Genomic DNA, 26480 nt, shown 5'->3' on the forward strand with positions numbered 1-26480 from the left:
CCCGGCGGGCGGTTCAGGATCAGCTCATCCGGTCGGACGCGGTGCCCGCCGGCTGCGCGCGGGCGGGTGCATGGACCGCGCCACCCGGCGGCGAATCGTCATCGCCTCCGCCCGCGGCGAAGCGCACCTCCATCCGCGCCGCGATGTCGTGCAGCAGCGTGGGCTGCATGGCCAGGTAGGGAAGCACGTTCAGCACGCGCTCCTGTGGGGTTCCCAGGGGCATCAGGTGGTTGCGCACCAGCGGCAGGTCGTCGGTGATGCCGCGATCGTTCTTCCGCGCGTGCGACAGGATCTTGGCCTCCGCGTCGGCCACCTCGATCAGCGCCCGGTTGCGCCGCGAACCGATTGCGCCGTCCAGGTTCGGGTCGATCCCGCGCGCCGCGTCCATCACCCCGCCGAAGCCCTCCACCAGCGCCGTCCGCAGCACGCGTAGCCGCTCGTCGACCTCCGCCGGCAGCCTGCGCCGCGCCAGCAGCGACGCAAGCTCGTCCTCCGCCAGCCGCAGCTCCTCGTCCGTCACCCCCAGCTCCGCCGCCTTCTGCGCCACTACGCCGGGCACCAGCCGCGCGGAAAAGCGGGGGTAGGCGATGGGGGGGATGATGCCGAACGCCTGGAACAGCGGCGCGATCTGCGCGAAGTACGCCGTCTCCGCCGGCCCGCCCACGTACGCCAGCGTGGGAAAAACGGCCGATTCCGCCACCGGGCGCAGGAACACGTTGGGGCTGAACGCCCCCGGCTCCGCCCGGATGCGCTCCGCCGCCTCTTCCGGCGTAAAGCGGATCCGCGCGTCGCGGGCGATCCACCCGTCGCGGGTCTTCGCCAGCCGCTCGCGTCCGGCGGGGCCGTGAAAGAAGACGTTGGCCGCGGCCTGGCGAACCGTCACCGGCGCGCGGTACCCCGCCGCTTCGATCTGCTCCGTCCGCTCGCGCAGCAGGCGCTCATGCTCCGCCGCGCGCTCCACGTCGCCCAGCAGCACGGGGAGCGACCCGTGCTTCACGTGCGGATCGGCCGCGTCCGTCACCAGCAGGTCGAACCCCGCGAACAGCCGCTCGATGGTCCCGCGGAACGCCTCCGCCACCGTCCTGCCCGGCTGATAGGGAGCCAGAAACCCTCTTAGATCAACGCTGTTACCGTCAATGATGCCAACGGCTTCCAGCAGTTCACTTGAGAGGAATTCCACGTCCGGTCCCAGCCGCATTTCGCTCATCGGCACGGGGCGCGCGTCCGTGGCGGCGACGGCAAGGCGGCGCAGCCTCCCCGCCCCGTCGGCGAAATAGGTGTGGTTCGCCTCGTCGAAATCGTGGTCTTCGGAGGCGGCCCAGAAGACGGGAAGGACCACCACGCCCAGCCGCTCCTCCAGCGCCTGGGCCAAGCGGATGGCGGTGAGGATCTTGTGGATGGTGTACATGGGCCCGGTGAACAGCCCCGCCTGCTGGCCGGTGGTCACCATCGCCCCGCCCTCTTCCACGAAGCGCGCCAGCCGCGCCGCAGCACTCGCGGATGTGGGACGCACGGCCGCGGCGGCGTTCTCCCGCTCGGCGCGGCCAAAGCGGCGGCCCACCTCGTCCAGCTTGGCGCGGAACGCCCGCAGGTCGCCCGGGTGCCCGGAAAAGAAGCGCGCCGCCTCGGGCCTGCCGGCGCGGTAGTCATCCACCAGCCGCGATCCCCCCAGCGGCCGGACCTCGATCGTGAGCGTCAGGGTGCCATCTCCGTCAGTAGTCACCGGCCACCGTTCATCCGCCGGAAAGATGCAACCGCACGTGTTACAGATTACAGGATCGCCGGTTCCGGAGCAACCTCGAAGAACACCAATCGCTCACCGGACCGAATTTTCGTCCATCGACCCGAAATCACGGCTTTTGAGAATGCCCGTAAACCAAAGATCTCGGGCGCGGGAGGGTCCATGCCCGCCTCCGGGGGTCCAGAGGGCCCGCGGCGCAAATGCGCGCCGATTCGAAGGCGCGTTATCCGGCGTACTCCCGGATGGACCCCAGGCCGAGCTTGCGAGCGGCGCCGTCGAGCGCATCCCGATCAGCCTGTTTCAAGATCCGGTGCGTGGACACGAACCGCTCCGCCCCATGAATGATTCCGAGTTCACCCGTTCGGCGCTTGACCACCACCGCGCAGAGCACGGTCCGGAGCGCCTGCGCTTCTTCCGCGGTCAGTTTCGTCTCCGCCATCCAGTCCCTGCTGCTTTGTGTTCGCGTCTCCGCACGACGCACAGTCCCTATTCCCTGCCCTTGTGGTACGGCTCGCCGCGATTGATGGTCCCCGCGCGGTACAACTGCTCCGCTAGCACCAGCCGGGCCAGCTCGTGTGGCAGCGTCATCGCGCCGAGCGCAAGCGTGTGGCTGGCGCGCGCCAGGATCTCGTCCGACAGCCCGTACGCCCCGCCGATGAGGAACGCGGTTCCGGGACTGGCGCGCACCTGCAGCTCCGCCAGGTACGCCGCCAGCCGGTGCGAGTCCCACGCGCGCCCCGTCTCGTGCAGCGCCACGATCTCCGCGCCGGCGGGGACGCGCGCCAGAAGCCGCTTTCCCTCCTCGTCGCGGACGCGGGGCGCGTCGCCCTTGCCGCGGTACTGCTCCTCCTTCACCTCGTGCGATTCGAACGCAAAATAGCGCCGCGCGCGGGCCTCGTACTCTCCGATGGCCTCGCCCACGGCGCCCTTCGCCTTCCCCACCACCGCCACGACGATCTTCATCGGTCGTGGCGCTGCCTGACGCGGTCCAGCCAGTATTCAGGGTCGCGGCTATGGTGTGCGACCGCGTGGATCGTAAGCAGACTGTCCTGAAGCACGTAGACAAAAGAGTACGGGAAGTGCGCGAACACCTTTCGCCGCGTGCCTTCGATATGTGGTGAACCTATCCAGGGGCGTTCCCGCAGGAGCGCTATTTCACGCTTGAACTCGCGATTGAAGGATTTCGCGATCTGCAGGCTGTCAGCGATAGAAGCGAAGTGCTTCAAGGTGCTCCTCTTGCGCTGGTTCAGTGAGTTGAACCCGCACCTTCACCGAAGTAGTTCCTCCGCCTCCTCCAGCGCTTGCTCAAGCGGAATCGCCTTCATCTCGCCTGCTCTAAACGCGCGGATCCGCTCACGGATTTCAGCAGCCCAGGCTTGTTCGACACGCGTCTCTTCCTCCAGGCTTTCAAGAAGCCGGGCGGCGATCCGTGCACGATGTTCTTTCGGAAGCTGCAGCACAGCCGACTCAGCCTCTGCAGCCGCGAGTTCTTCATCCGTGATCATCTGCGACATCGATCATCTCCTGCTGTGACCAAGATGGACACTCAAATCTCGCAGCTTTCGTGCTATCGCACAACGATCGTGTCGGCCGTCCTGCAAAATAGCGCCGCGCGCGGGCCTCGTACTCTCCGATGGCCTCGCCCACGGCGCCCTTCGCCTTCCCCACCGCCGCCACGACGATCTTCACAACGCAGCCTATGTCAATGGTCAGGCGGCATGATTTCGTTGCGCATCGTCCTTCTCGTGCGTCGTGGGAACTTGGCCTTCGTTGAGGTAGCGGAGGATCTCGTCCTTGCTCATCCCCTCCATCTCACGGCTCATCCGCTCCCGGATCTCACGCATGAGACCGACCGCATCAATCGTCTTCTCTGTCGTCGACATGGTGAATTACCTCGCGAGGAGTGCGAATCTCAAGTTGTGGGTATCCTTCCCCGATGTTCACGGAATTATACCCATGTACGCGCGCCAGGTTTACGATGTGCTTGAAATTCCAGCTCACCAGGACGTCGGCGTGGTGCACCGTGGCCGTGGCAATATGCTGAGCATCAGACATCATCCCTGGACCGATGACCTTCGCCTCAATATAGGCATTCGCCAGATCCAATGCTTCACCAGTTACGAGTACTTCCTCGCGTGCGTCCGCGGGAATCTCGTCAAAGGATTTGCTGCACTGCAGGAGGAGCTTGCTCCAGTTCCCTGCGAGTGATCGCAGAGATGAGCAGGATCAGCGAGCCAGATCTGGCATTCTCCAGCAACGCGAGTGAATCCTGCGCAAACTTTGGTTCCAGGCACCCGCCGATGACGGACGTATCTACGTAGATGCGGAGCCGCTTCATCGATCAATCCCTTGTGAGATGACAAAGGCTCACCGCACAACGATGGTGTCGGCCAGGCAGTGCTCGTTGTCGCGGTAGGGGTGGTCCACGTTGTAGTTCAGGCCGCGGCTTTCCTTGCGCTGGATGGCGCAGCGGACGACGAGCAGCGCCGTCTGGATGAGGTTGCGCAGCTCCACCAGCTCCACCGTGGGGCGCGCGTCGGCCCACATGCCGTTGACGTGCAGTGAGATCTGCCGCAGACGCGCTTCGGCCATGGCCAGCCGCTCGTCGCTGCGGACGATGCCGACCAGGTCCCACATCACGTTGGTGATCTCTTCGCGGTCGCGCAGCAGCAGCGCGCCATCGACCTCACCGGTGCCGCTGGGGAGGGAAAGCTGCTCCGGCTCCAGCGGCCGGGTGACCTGCAGCTGCGGGCCCAGCCGCTCCGAGGCGCGGTGGGCGAACACCACCGCCTCGAGCAAGCTGTTGCTGGCCAGGCGGTTGGCGCCGTGGACGCCCGTGCACGCCGTTTCACCCGCGGCGTACAGGCCGGGGACGGAGGTGCGGCCGTGCGTGTCCGTCAGCACGCCGCCGCACAGGTAGTGCGCCGCGGGAACGACGGGGAGCGGCTCGCGCAGCATGTCCGTTCCCCGCTCCGCCGTCTCGCGCAGGATGTTGGGAAAGCGCTGGCGGATCTCGTGCTCGGGGATCGCCGAGCAGTCCAGCAGCACGTGCGGGTCGCCGGTGCGCTTCATCTCGCGGTCGATGGCGCGCGCCACCACGTCGCGCGGGGCCAGCGAGGCGAGCGGATGGTAGCCGTCCATGAAGGTGGAGCCGTCGCGGCGCCGCAGCACCGCGCCCTCGCCGCGCACCGCCTCGCTGATCAGAAAGGTGCGCTCGCGGGCGGGATACAGCGCCGTGGGGTGGAACTGGATGAACTCCATGTTCGCCACCTTGGCCCCCGCCCGGTACGCCATCGCCACCCCGTCCCCCGTCGCGATCGACGGATTGGTGGTGTGGCGGTAGACCTGCCCGCAGCCGCCGGTGGCCAGCATCACCGCGCGCGCCAGAAAGGGGATCATCTCCCCCGTCTCCGTGTCCAGCACCAGCACGCCGCAGCAGCGCTCGCCCAGCGTGCCGGGATCCGTCGCCGTCAGCAGGTCCACGGCCTGGTGGTTCTCGAAGACGCGCACGTTCCCTGTCTCCGCCGCGGCGGCCAGCAGCGCGCGTTCGATCTCGCGCCCCGTCAGGTCGTCCGCGCGCACGATGCGCCGGCGCGAGTGGCCGCCCTCCAGCCCCAGCGACAGGTCGCCCTGCTCGCGGGTAAAGCGGACGCCCAGGTCCATCAGGTCGCGGACGCGCTCCGGCCCCTCGCGCACCAGCACGTCCACCGCGTCGGGGTGGCACAGGCCGGCGCCAGCCACCAGCGTGTCCTCCATGTGCAGCGCCGCCGAGTCGTCCTCGCCGAACACCGCCGCGATCCCGCCCTGCGCCCAGTTGGTGCTGCTTTCGGGCCGGCTTTTCTTGGTGATGAGCGCCACCGTGCCGAACTTCGCCGCCTTGAGCGCGAACGAAAGTCCCGCGATCCCGCTTCCCACCACCACCACGTCCGCGCGCATCATCGGCGCGCCTCCAGCGCGCGCCGCAGCGCCGCATCCAGCGCATCCGCGCCACTCTCCATCGCCACGCTCTGCTCCAGCACGTAGGCCGGGGCGGAGGGCGGGAGCAGCGCGCGCAGCTTTACCGCGTCCTTGTGGGTCATCACCATCATCCGCCCGCCTGCCCGCGCCATGAGGTTCGCCGCATCGTCATTGCCGAAGGGATGATGATCGGGATAGGTGAGCGCCTCCACCTCCGCGCCCGCCTCGCGCAGGTGGTGGATGAACGGGTCCGGGATCGCCAGCGCCGCCACCGCCAGCACCCGCCGCCCCGCCAGCGCGCCGACGTGCAGCGCATCGCCCCCGTGCAGCGGAGCGAGACGAGAGGGCAGCAGCGCGCACCGCACGATCGGCACCCGCGGATGCAGCCGCGCCACCTCCGCCTCCACCGCCGCCGCGCGCGCCGCGTCCGCGCTCTTTCGCGTCAGCACCACCACGTCCGCGCGGGCGAGCGCCCGCGGGCTCTCGCGCCAGGGTCCGCGGGGCACCAGGCGCGGGCGCGGCTCCCAGCCTTCCACCGGCACCAAGACGACGTCCAGGTCCCGCGCCAGCGCCCGGTGCTGAAAGGCGTCGTCCAGCACCACCACGTCGCGCCCGGCCGCGGCCGCCGCGCGCGCCGCCTCCACGCGCCGTTTGCCGCGAAAGACGGGGACGTCGGGGTTCAGCTCGCGGTGCAGCAGGATCTCGTCCTCGCCGTATCCGCGCAGCGCGATGGCCGGGAGGCGCCCCCACTCGACCAGCCGCCGGGCGATCGAGGCCGCGAACGGCGTCTTCCCCGCCCCGCCGACGGAGATGTTGCCGATGCTGATCACCGGCACCTCCACGCGCTCGCTGCGGAGCCAGCCGCGGTCGTACGCCCCGTTCCGCGCGCCGGTGACCGCCGCGTACCCCGCCTCCGCCGGCGCCAGCAGCAGCCGCAGCGCCGCCCCCGCCACGCCCCCGCCGCCCGCCCACACCTCGCGCGCGAGCTCGTCGGGGCGCTTCATGCGTCGAACGACATCGAACTGCATCCGACGGACGCCCCCTCCGCTCGCCTAGGCTCGCACCTCCCCCAAAAAACCCTGGGGGAGGTTGGGGGAGCCGAAGGTCTGCGGTTCGTCGAACTACATCGAACTGCGTCCGACGGGGCCCCCTCCCCCCGGCCCCCTCCCCCGCTGCGTGGGAGAGGGGGAGAATTCGATTGCGCTCCGGAAAGCCGGGCCCGCGCCACCCCTCCCCCGGGGTTGGGGGAGGGGTCGACCGCCGTCGCGAGGAACGAGCGAAAGGCTGGTCGGGGGAGAGGGCCCGTCGGGAACGCGACGCCGACGTTCACCACCGCTCCTCCACCCGCCGCATCAGCCCGCCCAGCCGCGCCTCCACGTCCTGCATCACCGCGTGGATCTGCGCCTCGTCGGCGTGGCGGGGGACGAAGACGGGCTCGCCGTACGCGATCTGGCAGCGCGCAAAGGGCTGCGGGATCAGGAACCTGTCCCATCCGCCAAAGAACCATCCGCGGCTGGCCGCCGACGCCACCGGGATGATAGGCGCCCCCGTTCGCTGGGCGATGATGACGGGGCCGGGCTTCATCTTTTCCCGCGGCCCGCGCGGCCCGTCCGGGGTGATGGCCAGCGAGCGGCCCTGCTTTACGTGGCGGATGAGCTCGCGCAGCGCCTCAAGGCCGCCGCGGCTGGTGGAGCCGCGCACCGCCGTGTATCCCCAGCGCCGCACCGCCCGGGTGATGTACTCGCCGTCGCGGTGCAGGCTTACCAGCGTGACCACGCCCTGGTGGCGGTGGTGATAGGTGCACGGCAAAAGCCGCCCGTGCCACAGCGTGAACACGACCGGCTTCCCTTCCCTCCAGAACTGGCGAAAGTTTTCCTCGCCCTCCGTGCGGTAGCGGCACGAGCCCATGATGCCGTCCAGCCCCGCGCCCCCCACCGCCGCCAGCGCCGACTGGTGCCACGGCAGCCGCGTCGTCATCTCCGACGGCAGCTCCTTCAGCGCGGCGGCGGCGGAGTTGTCAGGGGTGGGCTGATCGGCCATCGAGATCCGGAAAGAAGGGCTTCGTGACCGCGGGACCGGTGCGCGCGGGCGATCCACCAGGTTGGGTGAGTAGATTCCTCTGTCGCGCCAAGGCCCGGAGCGAACGGCGGTTTTATCGCGGCGCTCCCTCGGAATGACAGAGTCTTCCCGCGCGATGCACCCGCGGGTGGCGGCGGCGTAGGGGCGCACGTGCGGGTGAAGCCCCGCCGGGCGAGCTCCGCGAGCCCAGGGCGGGGCTTATGGCATTTCCAGCCCCGGGTTTCAACCCGGGGTGGTTTCAACCCGGGGTGGCCTCCCGCGCGGCACCCGCCCCGACACACACCCGCTCGCGTTACCGCTCCGCCCCGCCCTTCGCCAGCAACTCGCCCGCCAGCTCCGCCACCCGCCGCGATGCCCCCGGCCCGCCCAGCCGGTCGCGCACCTTGGCGAATCCCGCGATCATCCGCTTCCGCTCGTCCGAATCCGCGTCCAGCAGCGGCAGCACGGCGTCCGCCAGGGCCTCCGGCGTGGCCGCGTCCTGCACGAACTCCGGGGCGACGCGGTCCTCCGCGATCAGGTTGGCCAGGGCGATGTGCGGCACCTTCACCACCCGCCTGGCCAGCGCGTAGCTGGCCGCGTTCATCCGGTAGACCACCACCAGCGGCGTCAGCGCCAGCCCCGCCTCCAGCGTCGTCGTCCCGCTCTTGGCGAGGGCGGCCGTGGCGTAGGCCAGCAGCCCGCCCGCGCTCTCCACCAGCGCCCAGCGCGCCCCCGCGTACAGCGCGCGGTCGATGCCGCCCGGCACGCCCACCACCGGCTGCGCATCCGGCCGCCGCGCGACGACGAGGTCCGCCGCCGCCTGGAACAGCTCCAGGTGCCGCCGCACCTCCTGCGCGCGCGAGCCGGGGAACAGCGCCAGGATCGGCCGGTCGGGATGGAGCCCGTTCGCCCGCGCCCACACGTCGCGCGGCTGCGGGGGATCGGGCCGGTCCAGCAGCGGATGCCCCACGAAGCGCGCGTTCACCCCGCCGCGGCGAAGGAAGTCCTCCTCGAACGGGAGCACCACCGCCACCTCGTCCGCGTCGCGGGCCAGGTCGCGCACCCGGCTCTTGTGCCACGCCCACACCTGCGGCGCGATGTAGTACAGCACGGGAATGCCCGACGCCTTTGCGTGCCGCGCCAGGCGCAGGTTGAAGCCGGGGTAGTCGATGGGGATCACAAGGTCCACCCGCTCCGCCGCGAGGGTGGCGAACACCTCTTTGCGCAGGCGGATGAAGAACGGCAGGTGGCGGATGACCTCGGCGAAGCCCATCACCGCCAGCTCGTTGAGCCCCGCCAGCAGCTTTACCCCCTCCGCCTGCATCCGCGCCCCGCCCAGCCCGATGAGCCGCGCGTGCGGAAACCGCTCCCGCAGCGCCCGCGCGAGCGCCGCCCCGTGCAGGTCCCCCGACTCCTCCCCCGCCGAGATGAAAATCGTGGGATGCCGCGCCCCGGACCCCGCCTCCGTCACGGGTTGCGGACGCTCAGGTGCGTGGAATGCCGCACGAAGCCGGGCCGCCGAGTCCGCGCAGGCGGACTTTGCGTCGTTCCAGCGGCGAATTCATTCGCTCCCGCATGCGGACTGCACGATGCCCGAAACGAACGGGGACCGGCATCCATCACCCTCGTCGGCTGGTCGATGTGCACTCGCCTCAACCCCGTACCGCCATCCCCGCGGCCGCGTGCTGCTCGATGCGCTCCATGATGCGCAGCGCCACCGCCAGCGCGTCGCGCCCGTCCTCGCCGCTGACGACCAGCGGCGCCTCGCCACGCACCGCGCGCACCCACGCCTCCAGCTCCGCGCGCAGCGGCTCCGCGCCATCGCCCTTGAGCTCGATGCGCTCCACCAGCCCCAGCAGCGCCGCCACCCCCACCTCGCCCTCCGGCAGCTTCGCGCCCGGCTTCAGCCGCAGGAACTCGCCCGTCCCAGCGGCAAGGTCCAGCGACATGTACCCCGAGTTCTGGAAGAAGCGGATCTTCCGCATCCGTTCGAAGCTCACCCGGCTGGCCGTGATGTTGGCCACCGCGCCGCCATCGAAGCTGATGCGCGCGTTGGCGATGTCCGCCCCCGGCGTCAGCACCGGCACGCCCACCGCGTCCACCCCCTCAACCCCGCGCCCCACCAGGCTCAGCACCAGGTCGATGTCGTGGATCATCAGGTCCAGCACCACCGCCACGTCCGTTCCCCGCGGGTTGAACGGCGCCAGCCGGTGCGACTCGATGAAGCGCGGATCCTCCAGGTACGGCTCGCAGGCCCGCAGCGCGCCGTTGAAGCGCTCCACGTGCCCCGTGGCCACGACCAGCTTGCGCGCCGCCGCCGCGTCCACGATCGCCTCCGCCTCGGCCAGCGTGTGGGCGATCGGCTTTTCGATCAGCAGGTGCACCCCCGCGTCGATCGCCGCCAGCGCCACCTCCGCGTGCGCCGTCGTGGGCACCGCGATCACCGCCGCGTCCACCGCCTCCAGCAGCTCGTCCCGGGAGCGGAAGGCGTGCACCCCCAGCTCCGCCGCCACCTTCTCCCGCCGCGCCGCGTCGTCGTCGTACACCCCCGCCATCTCGGCGCCGGGCACCTCGCGCAGGATGCGCGCGTGGTGGTAGCCCAGGCTGCCGACCCCCAGCACCCCCGCCTTCATCAGACCGAGACCCCGCGCTCCGACGTCTCGAAGAACGAGAGGAACGCCTCCACCTCCGGCAGCGCCCGCAGCTCCTCGCGCGCCCGCGCCAGCGCCTGCGTGGTGTTGTGGGTGGAGCCGAAGAACAGCCGGTACGCACGCTTCAACTCGCGCCGCGTCTCTTCCGAGATCCCGCGCCGCTGCAGCCCCACCGAGTTCAGCCCGTACAGCTGCACCGGGATCCCCGCCGCCTTTACGTACGGCGGGATGTCCTTGCTGATGCGCGACTGCCCGCCGATGAACGCGTGCGCGCCGATCCGCACGAACTGGTGAATCGGCGTCATCCCGCCGATGATGGCCCAGTCGCCGATGGTCACGTGCCCCGCCATGTTCACGGCGTTGCTCAGGATCACGTGGTCGCCCAGCTGGCAGTCGTGGGCCACGTGCACGTAGCTCATCAGCATGCAGTCGCTTCCCACCCGCGTGTAGCCCAGCGCCGACGTGCCGCGGTTGAGCGTGGCGTACTCGCGGATGACCGTGCGGTCGCCCACCAGCAGCCGGGTGGGCTCGCCGCGGTACTTCAGGTCCTGCGGATCCGTCCCCAGCACCGCCCCGTGGCTGATGACGCACCCCTCGCCCACCTCGGTGTCGCGCTCGATGAGCACGTGGCTGGCGATGCGCGTCCCCGCGCCCACCGTAACCCCGGGGCCGATGATGGCGAAGGGGCCCACCACCACGCCCTCGCCCAGCTCGGCCCCGTCGTCCACCAGGGCGGTGGGATGCACCTGCGTCCCCGTCATCGGCACGCTCGACGTCTCCACGCTCACTTGTCCACCACCCGCGCCATCATCTCGGCCTCCGCCACCACGTGCCCGTCCACCGTCCCCACCCCGCGCATGCGGCAGGTGGCGCCCCGGATCTGCAGCACCACCACCTCGAACCGGATCTGGTCGCCCGGGGTCACCGGCCGGCGCCACTTCACGTTGTCCAGCGACATGAAGTAGACCACCTTGTCGTCCAGGTTCTCCATCTGCTCCAGCACCAGCAGCCCGCCCACCTGCGCCATCGCCTCGATGATCAGCACCCCGGGCATCACCGGCCGGCCGGGAAAGTGGCCCACGAAGAACGGCTCGTTGATGGTCACGTTCTTCAGCCCCACGATCCGCTTGCGCTCCTCGAACTCCACCACCCGGTCGACGAGGAGGAAGGGGTAGCGGTGCGGCAGGTACTGCGAGATCTGCTCGATGTTCAGGATCGGCCGCGCCAGCGCCTTTTTCTCGGCCCGCGCCACCAGTTCCTTGGCCAGCGCCACGTTCCCCAGGTGCCCCGGCCGCTCGGCGATCACGTGCCCGCGGATGCGCGCGCCCACCAGCGCCAGGTCGCCCACCACGTCCAGCGCCTTGTGGCGCACGAACTCGTCGGGAAAGCGCAGCTGCGTCCCCTCGAGCACCCCGTCCTCCGTGAGCACCACCGCGTTGTCCTGCGAGCCGCCCATGGCCAGCCCGCGCCCCCGCATGGCCTCGACGTCGCGCAGAAAGCCGAAGGTGCGCGCCGGCAGCACCTCGGTGGCGAACGAGGGGTCCGCCACCCGGAACGAGGCGAACTGGCGGCCGATGAGGGGGTGGTCGAACTCGATGGTCGCGCTGACGCGGTAGTCCTGCGCCGGCGCCACCACGTACTCCGAGCGGTCCTTGGAGAGCGAGAAGGTCTGGTCCACCGTCAGGTACTTGGCCGGCGCGTCCTGCTCCTGGAGCCCGCACCCGTCCAGCATGCGCGCGAACTCGCGCGCGCTGCCGTCGGCGGCCGGGAGCTCCACCCCGTCCACCTCCACGAACGCGTTGTCGATCTCCCGCGCCACCAGCGCGCTCAGCAGGTGCTCCACCGTGTGCAGCCGGGCCTCGCCCTGCCCAATGGAGGTGCCCAGGTCCGTGCCCACCACGTGGGCCAGGTTGGCGGGGATGTCGGGGCTGCCCGGCAGGTCCGTGCGGCGGAACACGATCCCCGTGTCCACCGGGGCGGGATGGATGCGCATGCGCACCTCCGCGCCCGTGTGCAGCCCCACGCCCTGGATCTCGCCCGGGCGTACGATGGTGTTCTGTCGTGGCAGTGGTGGTGTCGTCGGCATCTATGCGTCCCGCGGCGGCTCCCCGCCGGCCTGATCCGTAGCGTGCGAACCGGCCCGGGCGCCCTCCGCGCCCCGGCCGAAAACCGCCTTCTCCAGCGCCTTCAGGCGCTGCACCAGCTTGGGCAGCCCGAACACGGCCGCCTGGATGCGCATGGCCTCGCGGTGCGGCCGCGCCGGGTACCCCGACACCGTCGCCCCCGCGGGGACGCTGGCCGTGACCCCGGCCTGGCCCCCCACCCTGGCGCCCGCGCCGATCTCGATGTGTCCCTGCACCCCCGCCTGCCCGCCCAGCACCGCGCCGTCCCCCACCCGCGTGCTTCCCGAGATCCCCACCTGCGACACGATGATCACGTGGCTGCCGATGCGGCAGTTGTGCCCGATCTGCACCAGGTTGTCGATCTTGGTTCCCCGCCCCACCGTGGTGTCGCCGATGGAGCCGCGGTCGATGGTGGTGTTGGCGCCGATCTCCACGTCTTCCCCGATGCGGCACCCGCCCACCTGCGGCACCTTCTTCAGCCCGCCGCGCTCCGGCACGAAGCCGAACCCGTCGGACCCCAGCCGCGCCCCGCTGTGCACCACGGAGCGCGCCCCCACCGTCACGTCGTCGTACAGCGTCACGTGGGGATGCAGCACCACCTCGGCCCCGATCTCGCACCCCCGGCCAATGACCACGTGGGGGTGGATGCGCGCGCGCTCCCCCACCCGCGTCCCGTCCCCGACCACCGCGTACGCGCCGACGGACGCCGTGGGATCCACGACCGCGCCGTCTCCTACGACGGCGGTGGGGTGGATTCCCGGTTCCGCGGCCGGCGGCGGATACAGGACGCCCAGCACGCGGGCCAGGGCGCGGCGGGGGTCGTCCACCCGCACCGCCGCCATCCCCTCCGGGATCTCCACCGCCGCGTCGCGGGCCAGCAGCACCGCCGCGGCGCGGGACGCGTGAATGTAGGCGTGGTAGCGGGCTTCGGCAACGAACGACAGGTCGTCGGGCCCCGCTTCGTCCAGCGGGGCCATTCCGCGCACTTTGCGCGCCGGGTCGCCGCGCTCCACCTCCCCCTCCGCGATCCGCGCCACCTCGGCGATCGTCAGCTCCGGCATTCCGTCCTGCGTGCAGCGTGGTTGATGGTGTTTCGCTTTTCGGACCAGCGATCGTCGAGCTCATGGCTAAGCCAATCACATCGATCTGCGCCCGCGGGCGCCCCCTCCGGCTCGCTTAGGCTCGCCACCTCCCCCAAAACTGCTGGGGGAGGTTGGGATTGCCGATGGGGCCGTGGCTCGGCGACTTGAATCGAACTGCGTCCGAGAGGGCCCCCCCTCTCCCGGCCTCTCCCCCATAAACTGCATGGGGGAGAGGAGAATTCGATCTCGCTTCGGCAGCCTGTGTCTCGCGTCACCCTCCCCTGCGCTGTTTGCGGGGGAGGGCCGGGGAGGGGGGCGCCCGCGGACGCAGCGCAATCCCCATCCCTGCCCCACGGCAACCTCCCCCAGCAGTTTTGGGGGAGGTGCGAGCCTAAGCGAGCGGAGGGGGCGCCTGCGGGCGCAGACCGATCTCGCTCGCACCACCCAATCCCCTGCCTACCCAACCTCCCCCAGCAGTTTTGGGGGAGGTGCGAGCCCAGGCGAGCGGAGGGGGCGCCTTGCGGGTCGCGCCGACTTCAGCCGAACGCACCACGATCCGGCAATCCCGCATGCCCCCGTGACCGCAACGCAAAGTGCCCGCGACACGAATGTCGCGGGCACCGAAGCTAGCGGAGCGCGCCTGCGCCCGCAAACCGCTGGCGTCCGAAGGCGTTACGGATTCGCCGCCGGCGTGCCGCCCAGCCGGCGGATCACGTCGTCGGTCACGTCCAGCGCCGGGTCCACCGCCACCACCAGCCCTTCGGGCGGGTCCATGATGAACGAGTAGTTCCCCGCGCGGCGAACTTCCTCCATGATGCCGCGAATGCGCTCCATCACCGGCGCCACCAGCTGCTGCTCGCGCTGCTGCAGCTGCTGCTGAATGGCCTGCCCGCGCTGCTGGTACTGGGCCAGCTGCTGCTGCAGCGCCTGCTGGCGCTGGGTGCGGGCCGCCTCGGTCAGGGTGCCGGCCTGCGCGCGGAACTCCTCGTCGGCGCGGCCCAGGCGGGCCTCCAGGCTGTCGATCTCCGCGCGCAGCGGAGTGAACTCGCGCTCCAGCGTGGCGCGCACGTCGGCGAACGCCGGCGTCTGGGCCAGAATGCGCTGCGAGTTCACGTAGCCGATCTTGAGCTGCTGCGCCTGGGCCGGAACGGCCGCGACCGCCGCCATCACACCCGCGAACACGAACGAGACAATACGCTTCATCGGTCCTCTACATCCTCAGGGTTCGCGGGGGAACTACTGGTTCCCCAGCTTGAAGTGGATCTCCCAGCCCGGGTCGGGCCGGTCGAAGCCGTACGCCGCGTCGATGCCGATGGCGCCCAGGAACGGGGTCACCAGCGTCACGCCCACGCCGGCGCCGCGGTACAGCTGCGCCGTGTTGAACTGCCCCACGCTGCCGAACACGTTGCCCGCGTCGCCGAACAGCGACACCGACAGCGCGTCCGTCAGGCGCAGCGCGTACTCGCCCGACACGGTGAAGAACGCGTCGCCCAGGCAGGCCAGCTCCAGGTTGTCGCCGCACTGCGCGTTGTAGCCGCGCGGCCCGATGGTCGACTCCTGGTAGCCGCGCAGCGGCTGGCCGAACATCACGCCGCCCACGTGAAAGCGCTCGAAGGGGAACAGCCCCACGTCGCCGAAGATGGCGCCCGCCCGGGCCGAAAGCCCCAGCGCCATCTGGCTGGCCCGCGGGCCCGAGCCCAGGCGCCCCGTGGGCACCCACCACTCCGCCTGTGTCGTCAGCCGCTGGTAGTTGCCGTTGCCGCCCAGCGGGCCGCCCGTCTGCTCCAGCGTCACGTTCTGGCGCGTGCCGCTGGTGGGGAACAGCGGGTGGTTCTTGGTGTCGCGCGACACCGAGCCCGACAGGCTGCTGGCCGTGGCGTCCGGAAGGCAGAAGATGCTCGCGGTGGCGATCTCGCAGTTCTCCTCCTCGGTCAGGTACTCCGTCCGCGACAGCGAGTACCCGATGAACGCCCGCGTGCGCAGGCTCCCCGGCACCGGAAAGCCCAGCTGCACCGAGGCGCCCGTCCGCAGCCGCCGCCCGTTGCCGAAGCGCACGAACCGGTCGCCCGAGCGGAACACCGACAGCGAGCCCGAGTTGCGCCCGCCCCCGATGGCGGGGTCCGTGTAGCTGGCCTCCAGCGTGCTGCGGCCGTAGCCGTACTCGCCGCGCAGGTTGATCTGCTTGCCCTGTCCGAACAGGTTGGGCTGGCCGTACTGCAGGAACCCGGCAAAGCGGCTGCGGCGGTCGCCGTACGCGCCCCCGCCGAACACCGTGCCGAAGTTCACGCTGCCGGTCTGCTTTTCCTGGATGTTGAAGACGATGTCCACCTGGCCCGACTCCGGGTCGGGCTGGATGTTGGGCATCGGCATCGGCACCTCGAAGAAGCCCAGGCCGCCGATGGCCTGGTAGCTCTGGATGAGCCGCGCCTCGTTGTACACGTCGCCGGGGACGATCCACAGCCGCTCGCGGATCACGTTCTCGTGCGTGGTGGTGTTGCCGCGGAACGAGATGCTGCGGATGTAGAACGGCTGCTGCTCCGACACCGCCAGCGTCACGTTCACCCGCGGCTGCTCGCCCGGCGCGGCCGCCGGCACCCGCTCGGTGGTGGGGATGACCTGCGCGAACAGGTACCCCTCGTTGCGGTACTGCGCCTCGATGTCGGCCGCCGCCTTGGCCAGCGCCGGCTGGTCGAACACCTCGCCCGCCTCGCGCTCGCGGCTGCTGCCGAAGGGCAGCCCCAGCACCGAGCGGCGCTGCGTGGTGAACATGGACATCAGCGCCTCGCTGGGGAACCGCGAGTTGCCCTGCACGTTGAACTCGCCCAGGCGGTACTGCGGCCCCTCCTGCACTTCCACCAGCAGCTGCGCCTTCCCCGTCTGCGGGTCCACCAGCAGCGTGTCGCGCACCACCGCGAAGTCGATGTAGCCGTTTTCGCCGTAGAACGCCGGCAGCCGCGTGCGCAGGTCCTCCTCGAACGCCTCGCGGTCGAAGCGGCCGCTGCGGAACCACCAGAAGCCCTCCTGCCGCGTCGAGATGGCTTCCTGCAGCGTCTCGTCGCTGAACGCGGTGTTCCCCGTGAACTCCACGTCGGCCAGCGACAGGCGGTTCCCCTCGCGCACCGTAAAGGTCAGGCGCTGCCCCCCCTGCACCGGCGTAAACGAGGTGTCGATGGAGACCAGCTGGATCCCCTTGGCCGCCAGCAGGTCGCGGGTCAGCTTCTGCGCCGCCGCCACCCGCTGCGGGTCCAGCGGCGCGCCCTCCTTGAGCCCCGCCGAGTCGCGCACGGTGCTCCCCGAGACGCTGCGCAGCCCCTCGAAGCGCACCTCGGCCACCAGGGGCCGCTCGGCGACGGCCAGGATCAGCGCGCCGCGCCCCTGCTCGGCGCCGCGCACGTACACCTGCACCGACTCGTAGTTGCCCGTGGCCATCAGCTGGCGAATGGCGCCCTGCACCAGCTGGGCGTTCACCACGCTTCCGGCGCGCACCCCCGCCGTGGCGCGCACGCCCTCGTCGGGAATGCGCTGGCCCCCGCGCACCTCCACCGTGTCCACCACGAAGCCCGCCGGAGCGGGCTGTTCAGCGGGAGCGGGGTCCTGGGCGTGGGCGGCGCGGAAACTCAGGCCGCAAAGGGCGAACGAGAGGAGGGCCGCCGTGGCGGCCCTTCCCCGAAAGAAGTGAGACACGCTGCGTATCAAACGGTCTGGGTTTTCGACGGCACCCGGAAGGCGAGCGCCTGCTTGTCCTCGGCGACGGACACCTCGATCTCGTCGCCGGGGCTGTACTCCGACGTCAGGATCTTCTCCGAAAGCGGGTCCTCCAGGTACCGCTGGATGGCCCGGCGCAGGGGCCGCGCACCGAACTTCTCGTCGTAGCCGTGCTCCACCATGAACTCCACGGCCTCGTCGGTCAGCTTCAGCGTCAGCTCCTCCTCCTTCAGGCGGTCCTCCACGTCCCTCAGCAGGTTGTGGATGATGGACCCGATCTGCTCCTTGGTCAGCGGATGGAACACGATGGTGTCGTCCAGCCGGTTGATGAACTCCGGGTTGAACGCCCGCTCGATCTCCTCCTTGACCTTCTGCTCCATCCGGTCGAACTGCGTCATCGCGCTGGGCGAGTGGAAGCCCAGCCCCGGCCCCTTGCCGATGTCGCGGGCGCCCAGGTTGCTGGTCATGATGACCACCGTGTTCTTGAAGTCGATCACCCGGCCGTAGTTGTCGGTCAGGTGGCCTTCGTCCAGCACCTGCAGCAGCAGGTTGAACACGTCCGGGTGCGCCTTCTCGATCTCGTCCAGCAGCACCACCGAGTAGGGCTTGCGCCGCACCGCCTTGGTGAGCGTTCCGCTGTCCTCGTAGCCCACGTACCCCGGAGGGGCGCCAATGAGCCGTGACACGCTGAACTTTTCCATGTACTCCGACATGTCCACGCGGATCAGCGCGTTGCGGTCGGCGAACAGGAACTCGGCCAGGGCGCGCGCCAGCTCGGTCTTGCCCACGCCCGTGGGGCCCGCGAAGACGAACGAGCCGATGGGGCGCTTGGGGTCCTTGAGCCCCGCGCGGCTGCGGCGGATGGCCCGGCTGATGGCCTGCAGGGCACGCTCCTGCCCCACCACCCGCTTGTGCAGCTCCTCCTCCATGTTCACCAGGCGGGCCGTCTCGGCCTGCTTCAGGCGCGTCACGGGAATGCCCGTCCAGCGGCTGACGATGAACGCCACGTCCTCTTCGCTGAGCGCGGGACGGTTGGTCTTGCGCTCTTCCTCCCAGCTCTTCTCGCGCTCCTGGATCTTGCGCTGCAGCTCGCGCTCGTGGTCGCGCAGCTCCGCCGCCCGCTCGAAGTCCTGGTCGCGGATGGCCTCGTCCTTCTTGCCGGCGATGGCGTCCAGCTGCTTCTTCAGGTCCTCCACCTCGGGCGGCGGCACCTGGGTCTGCAGGCGGGCGCGGGCGCCGGCCTCGTCGATCACGTCGATGGCCTTGTCGGGCAGGAACCGGTCGGTGATGTAGCGCTCCGACAGCTTGACCGCCGCCTCGATCACCTCGTCGGTGATGCGGATGCGGTGGTGGTCCTCGTAGTGGCCGCGCAGCCCCTGCACGATCTGGATGGCCTCGTCGATCGAGGGCGGCTCCACGTTCACCGTCTGGAAGCGGCGCTCCAGGGCGCCGTCCTTTTCGATGTACTTGCGGTACTCGTTGAGCGTGCTGGCGCCCACGCACTGCAGCTCGCCGCGGGCCAGCGCCGGCTTCAGCATGTTGCTGGCGTCGATGGCGCCCTCGGCCGCGCCCGCGCCGACCAGCGTGTGCAGCTCGTCGATGAACAGGATGATGTTCTTGTTCTGGCTGATCTCGTTCATCACCGCCTTGAGCCGCTCCTCGAACTGGCCGCGGTACTTGGTGCCGGCGATGACGGCGGCCATGTCGAGGCTGAGCACCCGGTAGTCGCGCAGGCTGTCGGGGCACTTGTTCTCGGCGATCAGCTGCGCCAGCCCCTCGACGATCGCCGTCTTGCCCACGCCGGGCTCGCCGATCAGGACCGGGTTGTTCTTCTTGCGCCGCGACAGGATCTCCATCACGCGCTCGATCTCTTCGGCGCGCCCGATGGTGGGGTCCAGGTCGCCCTGGCGCGCCAGCTCGGTCAGGTCGCGGCAGAAGTGGTCCAGCGCGGGGGTCTTGCTCTTCTTTTCGCCCTTGGCGCCCGTGCCGCCGGTGGCCCCGCCGGCCGCGGGCGCGCTGCTGGTGGGCGCGGCGGACGGCTCGCTGCCCAGCAGCTTCAGCGTCTCGCGGCGCGCGTCCTCGAGCGTTACCCCCAGCTGCCCCAGCACCTCGGCCGCGATCCCCTTTTCTTCGCGGAGGAGGCCCAGGAGCAGGTGCTCGGTGCCCACGTAGCTGTGGTTGAGCTCGCGGGCCTCGGCCATGGCGAACTCCAGCACCTTCTTGGCGCGCGACGTGTACGGCAGCTCGCCCAGGGCGATGGTCGCCTTGCCGCGGCGCACGGACTCTTCGACCTTTTCCTGCACCTGGTCGAGGTCCACGTTCAGGTTGTTGAGGACGGCGGCCGCCACCCCCTCGCCCTCACGGATGAGGCCCAGCAGGATGTGTTCGGTGCCGACGTAGTCGTGCTGGAGCCGGATGGCCTCTTCGCGGGCCATCGCCAGCACCTTCCGCACGCGGTCGGTGAAGTTGTAGTTCATCTTTTCAGGACCTCGGTTCCGGGCGAGACGCGACCCACTACGGCTAAAGGGCAAGCCTTACGCATGGCTCGCGCCAGTCGGTGGACTCTCTCCCGGTCTTTCTGAACTGAGCACCGCACGCACGTACGCTGCCCGCTGAACGTCGGCGTCGCCCTCGGGGAGCGCGGAACCCGCGACCTGCTCCAGGTGGGCGGACTGGGTGAAGATCATGATCCGGTTGAGCGTGTATACACTGAGGTCGGGGATGAGTTTCAGCCCCACGCCCAGCCGCACGCCGCTCAGCAGGTTCATCACCTCTTCGAAGCTGGTGGAGCGCGCGTGCCGCAGCAGCCCGTACGCCCGCCACACCTTGTCCTCGATGACCACGGGCGCGTCGCGCAGCAGCACGCTGCGCGCCTGCGTCTCGTACTGCACCACCTGCTGCACGATGCGCTGCAGGTGGTCGATCAGGTCCTCCTCCGTCTTTCCCAGCGTGGTCTGGTTGCTGATCTGGAAGAAGTTGCCCACCACCTCCGAGCCCTCGCCGTACAGCCCGCGGAAGGTCAATCCCACCTGGCTGATCCCCTGCAGCACCTTGCCGATCTCCTGCGTCAGCACCAGCCCCGGCAGGTGCATCAGCACGCTGGCGCGCAGCCCGGTGCCGACGTTGGTGGGGCACGACGTCAGGTAGCCGAACTCGGTGTGAAAGGCGTACGGCAGCTGCTGGCCCAGCTCGTCGTCCAGCCGCTCCACGTCGCGCCAGGCGTCGCGCAGGCGAAAGCCGCCCACGATGTTCTGCAGGCGCAGGTGGTCTTCCTCGTTCACCATCACGCTCAGCGCCTCACCCGGCGCCATCAGCAGGGCGGTGTGCGTGGGGGTGGCGTGGCCGCCGCTCCCCACCAGCTCGCGGCTGACCAGATGCCGCTCCAGCAGCAGCTGCCGCTCGGCCTGCTGCAGCTCGCTGACGACCAGCTGGCGCCCGCCGCTGAGCGACGAAGTCACGCCGGCCGTCTCCAGCGTCATCCGCAGCACCTCGCGCCGGTCGTCGCGGTCCGCCCGCGTGCCGAAGCGAAAGTTCTGCAGGTTGCGCGCAAGGCGAATGCGGGTGGAGAGCACGATGTCGGCGTGGGGGCCGTCGGCCCGCAGCCACGCCAGCCCGGCGTCGGGCATGGCCCCCAGGAACCCGTTTCCGTCGGGCATCGCTCAGGCCTCCTGGCCGGCTTCCAGCCGGCGGATCTGGTCGCGCAGGCCGGCCGCGCGCTCGAAGTCCTCGTTCTCGACCGCGCGAGAGAGGCTGCGGCGCAGGCTCACCACCCGCGCGGTGCGGTCCGACTCGCTGGGGTGGGGGGGCAGGTAGACCTTGCCGGTGTGCTGGGTGCCGCCGTGCAGCTTGCGCAGCAGCCCGCGCAGCGAGGTGTCGAACACGCTGTAGCAGCGCGCGCACCCCAGCCGGCCCGTCTTCTTGAAGTCGGCCAGGTTCAGCCCGCAGCTGGGGCAGGTGCCGGCCGCCGCCACGGTCTCGGTGGCGATGGCCTTGCCCATCTGCGCGATGAAGTCGGCCAGGGGCGCGTTGGCGGGCGCCCCGGACGAAAGCCCCATCTGCTCGGCGCAGGGCTCGCAGAGGTGCCGCGTGGACATCTCGTTGTTCTGGATCTGGGTGAGGTGGATCGCCGCCTCGTTCTTGCCGCAGTTCTCGCAGACCATGTCCCTCCCCTCCTACTCCCCCGCCTGCGCGGGCCCGGAAACCTCCGGCCCCGCCGAGACCAGCTGCCCCCCGTGCAACCGCAGGACGCGGTCCGCCCGTGCGGCAAGCCCCAGGTCGTGCGTCACCAGCACCATGGCCGCCCCTTCCTCCCGGCAGACGGCGAACAGCATGTCGTGCAGCTTCTCGCTGGTCTCCGGGTCCAGGTTCCCCGACGGCTCGTCGGCCAGCAGCGCCAGGGGGCGGTTGGCCAGCGCCCGCGCCACCGCCACGCGCTGCTGCTCGCCGCCGGAAAGCTGCGCCGGCTTGTGCGTGGCGCGCGCCGCCAGCCCGATCTGCCCCAGCAGCTCCTCGGCCCGCCGCCGCGCGTCGCCCTCGGCGGTGCCGGCGATCAGCTGCGGCATCATCACGTTCTCGAGCGCCGTGAACTCGCGCAGCAGGTGGTGGAACTGGAACACGAAGCCCACGTTGCGGCTGCGCAGCTCCGCCAGCGCCTCCTCCCTGAGGCTGGCGATCTTGCGCCCGCCCACGAACACCTCGCCCGCGTCGGCGTGGTCCAGCGCGCCCAGCACGTGCAGCAGCGTGGACTTCCCCGAGCCGCTCTGCCCGATGACGGACACCATCTCGCCCGGGCGGACTTCGAGATCGACGCCGTCCAGCACCTGCAGGCGGGTGCCGTCGCCGCCCACGTAGCTCTTGCGCACGCCGCGCGCGACGATGGACGGCGCCACCTCCACCGCGGGGAGCGCGGCATCGGCCGAAGGAAACGCGCTACTCATGGCGGATCGCCTCTACCGGGTCCATGCGGGCCGCCTGCCATGCCGGATACACCGTTGCCAGAAACGAGATCACGATGGTGGCCAGGACGATGAACACCAGGTCCAGCGGATCGATCTTCACCGGCAGGTGGCTGATGAAGTAGATCTCGCCGGGGATGCTGATGAGCTTGAAGCGGTCCACCACGTACGTCACCAGCCCGCCCAGCGACCCGCCGATCAGCGCGCCCACGATGCCGATCACCAGCCCCTGCACCATGAACAGGCGCAGGATGCGCCTGGACGTCATCCCCATGGACTTCAGCACGCCGATCTCGCGCGTCTTGTCGGTCACCACCATCACCAGCGTGGAGACGATGTTGAACGCGGCCACGATCACGATGAGCAGCAGGATGAGCGTCAGCGCCAGCTTCTCGAGCTTCAGCGCGGAGAAGAGGGAGGCGTTCATGTTCATCCAGTCGTCGGTGCGGTACGGGATGCCCAGCGCCTTTTCGATCCCCGCCGACACCTCGCGGGCGCGGTAGGGGTCGTCCGTCCGCACCTCGAGCCCGCTGACGGCGCCGCCCAGGCCGGCCAGGTCCTGCGCGGCCGCCAGCGAGGTGTAGGCGAACTTGTTGTCGTACTCCCACATCCCGGTGCGGAATCCCCCGACGTACTCGAACATCTCCATCTTGGGGACGATCCCCATGGCCCCCACCCGCGCGTTGGTGAACGAGATGAGGGTCACCGTGTCGCCGGGGATGAGGCCCAGCCGCGCGCCCAGCGTCTGCCCCGCCGCCAGCCCCGGAAGGCCGCTGCGGGTGCGCTGCAGGTCGATGCGGTTCTCCTTGAGGATGCCGGGGATGTCGGTGACCGCCGCGCCGCGCGCGGAGACGTCCAGGCCGCGCAGCACGGCGGCCTCGGCGTACTTGCCGCGGTTCTGCAGCCCCACCTCGGTGTGCACGAAGGGTGCGGCGGCGATCACCCCGTCCACGCCGCGCACCTTTTGCAGCGGCGCCTCCCAGCCGTCCATCCGCATTCCCTCGCCGTAGGTAAGGACGAAGACGTGCGGGTTTACGCCCAGGATGCCCTTGCGCAGCTCGGACTGCAGCCCGTTCATCACCGCGGTGACCACGATGAGCGCCGTGACGCCCACCGCCACGCCGCCGATGGCGATGAGGGTGATGAGCGACAGGAAGCGCGTGCCCCGGCGGCTGGCGAGGTAGCGGCGCGCGACGCGCCATTCGAGCTTCACGACGGGCCTCCGGAGAGGGAATAGGGAACAGGGAATAGGGAATAGCAAGCGGGAACGCGCCCGGAAGCCGATCCCCTTCCCTGTACCTTGTACCCTGTCCCTTGTAACCTGTCCCCTGTCACCTGTCCCCTCGTCATTCCGGCCTCATCGTGGGGAACAGGATCACGTCGCGGACGGAGGGCTGCCCGGCCAAAATCATCACCAGCCGGTCGATCCCCATCCCGAACCCGCCGGTGGGGGGCATGCCGTACTCCATGGCGCGCAGGAAGTCCTCGTCCAGCGGCTGCGTCTCGTCGTCGCCCGCGGCGGCCAGGCGCTTCTGCGCCTCGAAGCGCTGGCGCTGGTCGATGGGATCGTTCAGCTCGCTGTACGCGTTCAGCAATTCCTTGCCGGCCACCATCAGCTCGAACCGCTCCGTCAGCTCGGGATCGCCCCGCTTGGGCTTGGCCAGCGGCGACATCTCGCGCGGATAGTCGGTGATGAAGGTGGGCTGGATGAGCCTGGGCTCGGCGTACGCGCCGAACAGCTCGTCGATCAGCTTGCCCCGCCCCATCGTGTGGATTTCCCCGATCACCTTCGCGCGGTCCTTGAGATCGGGAATCGCGAGCACCGCCGCGCGCAGCCCCTCGTCGTCCAGCGACGGCACGTCGGGCCCGCCGAACGCCTGGATGGCCTCGTACATGGTGTAGCGGGCGAAGGGCGCGGCAAAGTGGATCTCGTGCTCGCCAAAGCGCACGGGGCCGCCGCCGAGCACCCGGTCCACCACGTGGGCCAGCAGCTCCTCCGTCATCCGCATGACGTCTTCGTAGTCCCAGTACGCGGCGTAGAACTCCAGCATGGTGAACTCGGGGTTGTGAAACCGGCTGAGCCCCTCGTTGCGGAAGTTCTTGGCGATCTCGTACACGCGCTCCATGCCGCCCACGATGAGCCGCTTGAGGTACAGCTCGTCCGAGATGCGCAGGTACAGCGGCATGTCGAGCGCGTTGTGGTGCGTGTCGAACGGCCGGGCCAGCGCGCCGCCGTACAGCGGCTGCAGCACCGGCGTCTCCACCTCCACGAAGCCGCGGTCGTCCAGAAAGCGGCGCAGCGCGGTCACCACCTTTGCGCGCAGGACGAAGGTGTCGCGCACCTCGGGGTTCACGGCCAGGTCGGCGTAGCGCTGCCGGTAGCGCGCCTCCACGTCGGTAAAGCCGCTGTACACGCGCCGCTCGCCCGTCTCGGCGTCCACCTCTTCCTTGCCCAGCGGCAGGGGGCGCAGCGACTTGGCCAGCAGGACGAACGAGGCGACCTTGAGCGACACCTCGCCGGTGCGGGTGCGGAAGAGCGTGCCCTCGGCGCCGATCCAGTCGCCCAGGTCCACCAGGTCCAGCAGCGCGTACGAGTCCGGCAGGTCGTTGACGCGAAAGTACAGCTGGATCCTGCCCGTGCGGTCGGCGACGTGCCCGAAGGTGCTCTTCCCCATCGTCCGCTTGCTGACGATGCGGCCGGCCACCCGCACGCGCTCCGCCAGCTCCGCCTCGCCGTGCTCCGCCTCGTGCGCCTCGAACGCGGCGAGCGCCGCCGCGGCGGCGTGCGTGGGATCGTACGAATAGGCGTACGGCTCTACGCCGCGCTCGCGCAGCCGCGCCAGCTTGGCGACTCGGTCGGCGACGACGCGGTCGTCCGCCAGGCGCTCGTCGGCCTGCTCGGGGGTGCTGTCCATCGTCATCGGCTCACTGGCCATCGCTGTGCACCGCCCCGTACTGCCGCAGGTACGCGTGGATGAAGGGCTGCAGGTCGCCGTCCATCACCTTTTGCACGTCGGGGATCTTGAGCTCGGTACGGTGGTCGTTGACCATGGTGTACGGCTGAAAGACGTACGAGCGGATCTGGCTGCCGAAGGCGATGTCGGACTTGGTGGACTCGAGCTTGGCCTTTTCCGCCTCCTGCTCTTCGAGCGCGCGCTGGTACAGGCGCGCCTTGAGCATCTTCATGGCCGTCGCGCGGTTCTTGTGCTGCGAGCGCTCCTGCTGGCAGGCCACGACGATGCCGGACGGCAGGTGGCGCAGCCGGACGGCGGACGACGTCTTGTTGACGTGCTGCCCGCCGGCGCCGGACGCGCGGTACACGTCCATCTCGATGTCTTCCTCGCGCACCTCGATCTCGATGGTGTCGTCGACCGCGGGCGACACGAACACCGAGACGAAGCTGGTGTGGCGGCGCGCGGCGCTGTCGAACGGCGAGATGCGGACGAGCCGGTGCACGCCGCGCTCGGCCTTGAGGAATCCGTACGCGTACTGGCCGCGGACCTCCAGCGTGGCGTCCTTGATCCCCGCCTCTTCGCCCTCCTGCAGGTCGAGCAGCTCCACCTCGAAGCCGTTGAGCTCGCCGAAGCGGGTGTACATGCGCAGCAGCATCTCGGCCCAGTCCTGGCTTTCGGTGCCGCCGGCGCCGGGGTGGATGGTGATGAGGGCGTCGCGGTGGTCGTCGGGCTGCTGAAGCATGTTCTTGAGCTCCAGCGCCTCGAGCGCGGGTCCGATGCCCTGGACGTCGCGCTCCACCTCGGCCGCCAGCCCTTCGTCGGGCTCCATCTCCAGCAGCTCCAGCATCTCGCCCAGGTCGTTTACCTTGGCCGACATCTGCTGCCAGGGCTCTACCCACCCCTTGAGCTGGTTGACTTCGTTGATGATCTCGCGGGCCTTTTCCTGGTCGTTCCAGAACGACGGATCGGCCATGCGGGCCTCGAGTCCCTTCAGCTTTTCCTGACGGGCATCGAGGTCAAAGAAACCTCCCCAGCTCGTCGAGCCGGTTGCGGTACGTGTTCAGGTCTTCGGTAAGGTCGGCCATGTTCAGCTGCTGATGTTTCCGCCAATGACAAGGGCCGCCCGGGAGGACGGCCCCATGGGGTTGGTAAACCGCGGGGAATGTATGCGTTCCGCGGCGGAGGGGAAAGGAGTGCGTGAGTGAGTGCGTGAGTGCGGAAGTGCGTGAGTGCGGGAGTAGAGAAGGGGAGACT

The 26480-nt window shown here is 69.9% G+C and carries 24 protein-coding genes; 1 reads left to right on the forward strand and 23 read right to left on the reverse strand.

Annotated features, from left to right (window positions below; genetic code table 11):
- Window positions 1–19 precede the first annotated feature (19 nt).
- From bshC to VGC13_RS11885, 6 genes are all read right to left on the reverse strand, one after another.
- The gene (bshC, locus tag VGC13_RS11860) at window positions 20–1723 is read right to left on the reverse strand and encodes a bacillithiol biosynthesis cysteine-adding enzyme BshC (RefSeq protein WP_331125474.1); all 1704 of its coding nucleotides are present in this window, start codon (window positions 1721–1723) and stop codon (window positions 20–22) included.
- Between the two features lie 241 nt (window positions 1724–1964).
- Complete coding sequence (locus tag VGC13_RS11865) at window positions 1965–2180, reverse strand: hypothetical protein (RefSeq protein ID WP_331125475.1); 216 nt, start codon at window positions 2178–2180, stop codon at window positions 1965–1967.
- Window positions 2181–2227: 47 nt separating this feature from the next.
- A complete protein-coding gene (locus tag VGC13_RS11870) occupies window positions 2228–2704 on the reverse strand; it encodes a 23S rRNA (pseudouridine(1915)-N(3))-methyltransferase RlmH (RefSeq protein WP_331125476.1) in 477 nt (158 codons plus the stop codon).
- The gene (locus VGC13_RS11875; RefSeq protein WP_331125477.1) at window positions 2701–2967 is read right to left on the reverse strand and encodes a hypothetical protein; all 267 of its coding nucleotides are present in this window, start codon (window positions 2965–2967) and stop codon (window positions 2701–2703) included. The genes VGC13_RS11870 and VGC13_RS11875 overlap by 4 nt, the downstream gene beginning before the upstream one ends.
- 42 nt (window positions 2968–3009) lie before the next feature.
- Window positions 3010–3255 carry an addiction module protein gene (locus VGC13_RS11880; RefSeq protein ID WP_331125478.1) on the reverse strand — a complete coding sequence of 82 codons (246 nt, stop codon included), beginning with the start codon at window positions 3253–3255 and terminating at the stop codon, window positions 3010–3012.
- 195 nt (window positions 3256–3450) lie between these two features.
- On the reverse strand, window positions 3451–3624 hold the full coding sequence (locus VGC13_RS11885; RefSeq protein WP_331125479.1) for a hypothetical protein: 174 nt from the start codon (window positions 3622–3624) through the stop codon (window positions 3451–3453).
- A gap of 73 nt (window positions 3625–3697) precedes the next feature.
- On the opposite strand from VGC13_RS11885, the gene VGC13_RS11890 reads away from it, so the two are divergent.
- Entirely contained in the window at window positions 3698–3949 is a 252-nt protein-coding gene (locus VGC13_RS11890) for a hypothetical protein (RefSeq protein WP_331125480.1), read from the forward strand.
- 159 nt (window positions 3950–4108) lie between these two features.
- Here VGC13_RS11890 and nadB read toward each other — a convergent pair whose 3' ends face one another.
- From nadB to prfB, 17 genes are all read right to left on the reverse strand, one after another.
- Window positions 4109–5680: an L-aspartate oxidase gene (gene nadB, locus VGC13_RS11895; protein ID WP_331125481.1), complete on the reverse strand. Its 1572-nt coding sequence runs from the start codon at window positions 5678–5680 to the stop codon at window positions 4109–4111.
- Window positions 5677–6702 (reverse strand): tetraacyldisaccharide 4'-kinase, encoded by a 1026-nt coding sequence (lpxK, locus tag VGC13_RS11900; protein WP_331125482.1) that lies wholly within the window; start codon window positions 6700–6702, stop codon window positions 5677–5679. The genes nadB and lpxK overlap by 4 nt, the downstream gene beginning before the upstream one ends.
- A 322-nt stretch (window positions 6703–7024) precedes the next feature.
- Window positions 7025–7738, reverse strand: a complete 714-nt coding sequence (locus VGC13_RS11905) for a lysophospholipid acyltransferase family protein (protein ID WP_331125483.1) — start codon at window positions 7736–7738, stop codon at window positions 7025–7027.
- A 331-nt stretch (window positions 7739–8069) separates the two neighbouring features.
- Window positions 8070–9227 carry a lipid-A-disaccharide synthase gene (gene lpxB, locus VGC13_RS11910; RefSeq protein WP_331125484.1) on the reverse strand — a complete coding sequence of 386 codons (1158 nt, stop codon included), beginning with the start codon at window positions 9225–9227 and terminating at the stop codon, window positions 8070–8072.
- A gap of 181 nt (window positions 9228–9408) precedes the next feature.
- Window positions 9409–10389, reverse strand: coding sequence for a Gfo/Idh/MocA family oxidoreductase (locus tag VGC13_RS11915; protein ID WP_331125485.1), 981 nt, complete (start codon window positions 10387–10389; stop codon window positions 9409–9411).
- Entirely contained in the window at window positions 10389–11189 is an 801-nt protein-coding gene (gene lpxA / locus VGC13_RS11920; protein ID WP_331125486.1) for an acyl-ACP--UDP-N-acetylglucosamine O-acyltransferase, read from the reverse strand. Before lpxA ends, VGC13_RS11915 begins: the two co-directional genes overlap by 1 nt.
- A 2-nt stretch (window positions 11190–11191) precedes the next feature.
- Window positions 11192–12493, reverse strand: coding sequence for a bifunctional UDP-3-O-[3-hydroxymyristoyl] N-acetylglucosamine deacetylase/3-hydroxyacyl-ACP dehydratase (locus tag VGC13_RS11925; RefSeq protein WP_331125487.1), 1302 nt, complete (start codon window positions 12491–12493; stop codon window positions 11192–11194).
- Window positions 12494–13591, reverse strand: coding sequence for a UDP-3-O-(3-hydroxymyristoyl)glucosamine N-acyltransferase (gene lpxD / locus VGC13_RS11930; RefSeq protein WP_331125488.1), 1098 nt, complete (start codon window positions 13589–13591; stop codon window positions 12494–12496). It lies immediately after the preceding gene.
- Window positions 13592–14284: 693 nt separating this feature from the next.
- Window positions 14285–14815, reverse strand: coding sequence for an OmpH family outer membrane protein (locus tag VGC13_RS11935; RefSeq protein WP_331125489.1), 531 nt, complete (start codon window positions 14813–14815; stop codon window positions 14285–14287).
- A gap of 33 nt (window positions 14816–14848) precedes the next feature.
- Window positions 14849–17296, reverse strand: a complete 2448-nt coding sequence (gene bamA / locus VGC13_RS11940; RefSeq protein ID WP_331125490.1) for an outer membrane protein assembly factor BamA — start codon at window positions 17294–17296, stop codon at window positions 14849–14851.
- Between the two features lie 8 nt (window positions 17297–17304).
- The gene (locus VGC13_RS11945) at window positions 17305–19794 is read right to left on the reverse strand and encodes an ATP-dependent Clp protease ATP-binding subunit (protein WP_331125491.1); all 2490 of its coding nucleotides are present in this window, start codon (window positions 19792–19794) and stop codon (window positions 17305–17307) included.
- A gap of 57 nt (window positions 19795–19851) precedes the next feature.
- Window positions 19852–20973, reverse strand: a complete 1122-nt coding sequence (locus VGC13_RS11950) for a protein arginine kinase (protein WP_331125492.1) — start codon at window positions 20971–20973, stop codon at window positions 19852–19854.
- A 3-nt stretch (window positions 20974–20976) separates the two neighbouring features.
- The gene (locus VGC13_RS11955; RefSeq protein ID WP_331125493.1) at window positions 20977–21477 is read right to left on the reverse strand and encodes a UvrB/UvrC motif-containing protein; all 501 of its coding nucleotides are present in this window, start codon (window positions 21475–21477) and stop codon (window positions 20977–20979) included.
- Window positions 21478–21489: 12 nt separating this feature from the next.
- Complete coding sequence (locus VGC13_RS11960; RefSeq protein ID WP_331125494.1) at window positions 21490–22254, reverse strand: ABC transporter ATP-binding protein; 765 nt, start codon at window positions 22252–22254, stop codon at window positions 21490–21492.
- Complete coding sequence (locus VGC13_RS11965; RefSeq protein WP_331125495.1) at window positions 22247–23485, reverse strand: FtsX-like permease family protein; 1239 nt, start codon at window positions 23483–23485, stop codon at window positions 22247–22249. The genes VGC13_RS11960 and VGC13_RS11965 overlap by 8 nt, the downstream gene beginning before the upstream one ends.
- Before the next feature lie 133 nt (window positions 23486–23618).
- Window positions 23619–25187, reverse strand: coding sequence for a lysine--tRNA ligase (gene lysS / locus VGC13_RS11970; protein ID WP_331125496.1), 1569 nt, complete (start codon window positions 25185–25187; stop codon window positions 23619–23621).
- A 10-nt stretch (window positions 25188–25197) separates the two neighbouring features.
- A protein-coding gene (prfB, locus tag VGC13_RS11975) for a peptide chain release factor 2 (RefSeq protein ID WP_333783777.1) occupies window positions 25198–26311 on the reverse strand; the annotation gives its coding sequence in 2 pieces (ribosomal slippage) (window positions 25198–26256 and window positions 26258–26311; 1113 coding nt in all).
- Window positions 26312–26480 lie beyond the last annotated feature (169 nt).

This window comes from Longimicrobium sp., from assembly GCF_036399255.1.
GTDB lineage: Bacteria > Gemmatimonadota > Gemmatimonadetes > Longimicrobiales > Longimicrobiaceae > Longimicrobium.

Coding starts and splice junctions, on each gene's coding strand:
- VGC13_RS11865 (WP_331125475.1), bottom strand. CDS start 2,180: ATGGCGGAGACGAAACTGACCGCGGAAGAAGCGCAGGCGCTCCGGACC.
- VGC13_RS11870 (WP_331125476.1), bottom strand. CDS start 2,704: ATGAAGATCGTCGTGGCGGTGGTGGGGAAGGCGAAGGGCGCCGTGGGC.
- VGC13_RS11880 (WP_331125478.1), bottom strand. CDS start 3,255: ATGTCGCAGATGATCACGGATGAAGAACTCGCGGCTGCAGAGGCTGAG.
- VGC13_RS11885 (WP_331125479.1), bottom strand. CDS start 3,624: ATGTCGACGACAGAGAAGACGATTGATGCGGTCGGTCTCATGCGTGAG.
- VGC13_RS11890 (WP_331125480.1), top strand. CDS start 3,698: ATGTACGCGCGCCAGGTTTACGATGTGCTTGAAATTCCAGCTCACCAG.
- nadB (WP_331125481.1), bottom strand. CDS start 5,680: ATGATGCGCGCGGACGTGGTGGTGGTGGGAAGCGGGATCGCGGGACTT.
- lpxK (WP_331125482.1), bottom strand. CDS start 6,702: ATGAAGCGCCCCGACGAGCTCGCGCGCGAGGTGTGGGCGGGCGGCGGG.
- VGC13_RS11905 (WP_331125483.1), bottom strand. CDS start 7,738: ATGGCCGATCAGCCCACCCCTGACAACTCCGCCGCCGCCGCGCTGAAG.
- VGC13_RS11915 (WP_331125485.1), bottom strand. CDS start 10,389: ATGAAGGCGGGGGTGCTGGGGGTCGGCAGCCTGGGCTACCACCACGCG.
- VGC13_RS11925 (WP_331125487.1), bottom strand. CDS start 12,493: ATGCCGACGACACCACCACTGCCACGACAGAACACCATCGTACGCCCG.
- lpxD (WP_331125488.1), bottom strand. CDS start 13,591: ATGCCGGAGCTGACGATCGCCGAGGTGGCGCGGATCGCGGAGGGGGAG.
- VGC13_RS11935 (WP_331125489.1), bottom strand. CDS start 14,815: ATGAAGCGTATTGTCTCGTTCGTGTTCGCGGGTGTGATGGCGGCGGTC.
- VGC13_RS11945 (WP_331125491.1), bottom strand. CDS start 19,794: ATGAACTACAACTTCACCGACCGCGTGCGGAAGGTGCTGGCGATGGCC.
- VGC13_RS11950 (WP_331125492.1), bottom strand. CDS start 20,973: ATGCCCGACGGAAACGGGTTCCTGGGGGCCATGCCCGACGCCGGGCTG.
- VGC13_RS11955 (WP_331125493.1), bottom strand. CDS start 21,477: ATGGTCTGCGAGAACTGCGGCAAGAACGAGGCGGCGATCCACCTCACC.
- VGC13_RS11960 (WP_331125494.1), bottom strand. CDS start 22,254: ATGAGTAGCGCGTTTCCTTCGGCCGATGCCGCGCTCCCCGCGGTGGAG.
- lysS (WP_331125496.1), bottom strand. CDS start 25,187: ATGGACAGCACCCCCGAGCAGGCCGACGAGCGCCTGGCGGACGACCGC.